This window comes from Xenorhabdus bovienii (assembly GCF_024721015.1).
Lineage (GTDB): Bacteria > Pseudomonadota > Gammaproteobacteria > Enterobacterales > Enterobacteriaceae > Xenorhabdus > Xenorhabdus bovienii.
The window spans coordinates 1-705 of record NZ_JANAIF010000278.1; the positions used below are offsets into that span (position 1 = coordinate 1).

Consider the following 705-nt stretch of genomic DNA (forward strand, 5'->3'; position numbering starts at 1 on the left):
TTTGTTTGTTACCTGATTAGTTACCTGCTTTGTTACCTCAAAATCATCTACCTGTTTTGTTACCTCGTATTGCGTTGAACCCTTATAGTTATTGGGTTTGTTTGTTACCTCAACATCAAGCTGATAATCGGTATAATTTGAAATGGTGATCACCGTTCCATGTCGATTACCGCTAAACGTTAACATTCCCTCCGAAGAAAAGAATTCGAGCATATCCCTGACCTGCTTAGGGGTCTTCTCATTCCCTTTGGCATCTCGTAACTTTCTGGCTAATAACCGGGGTTTTGTTACTAATTGCCCTGTATCCAGATCCCAATCAACACCACCAAATTCAATGCGTCTGGGTTTGTATTGAGCCATCCCCAATAACCTAACCCATAATGCTAATTTGGCGGTATCATCCGCCCATCCACTGGACAGAAGACTCCTGAACAGTGCAAAGTGCCCCTGTTTTTGGTTTTCCATCCGTGCGCTCCTTGAAGACGCGTTCGCACCAAAATCAGCGTATGCAACGTTACTCATGGCGTTTCCCTCCGGTCAGTTCTTCGCGATGCTCCAGCCGCAATTTGGCATCCTCCAGAGCATCACGCAGTTTTTCACATCCCTGTTCGGTGACAGAACGAGTCTCCCGTTCGCGCGTGAGATTTTTATGCACTGCGCTGTGATTAAATTTCGTTTTCATGTATAATTAACCTCGTTGAAATG

The 705-nt window shown here is 44.8% G+C and carries 1 protein-coding gene and 1 pseudogene; both read right to left on the reverse strand.

Features of this window, described 5'->3' with window-relative positions:
- Positions 1–522 (reverse strand): annotated as a pseudogene (locus tag NXS07_RS20555) (replication protein); the annotation flags it as partial.
- Positions 515–682, reverse strand: a complete 168-nt coding sequence (locus tag NXS07_RS20560) for a hypothetical protein (RefSeq protein WP_172664678.1) — start codon at positions 680–682, stop codon at positions 515–517. The gene NXS07_RS20560 and the pseudogene NXS07_RS20555, both read right to left, overlap by 8 nt.
- Positions 683–705 lie beyond the last annotated feature (23 nt).

Bases quoted from the DNA above. Each gene is read 5' to 3' on its own strand.
- NXS07_RS20560 (WP_172664678.1), bottom strand. From the start codon at position 682: ATGAAAACGAAATTTAATCACAGCGCAGTGCATAAAAATCTCACGCGC.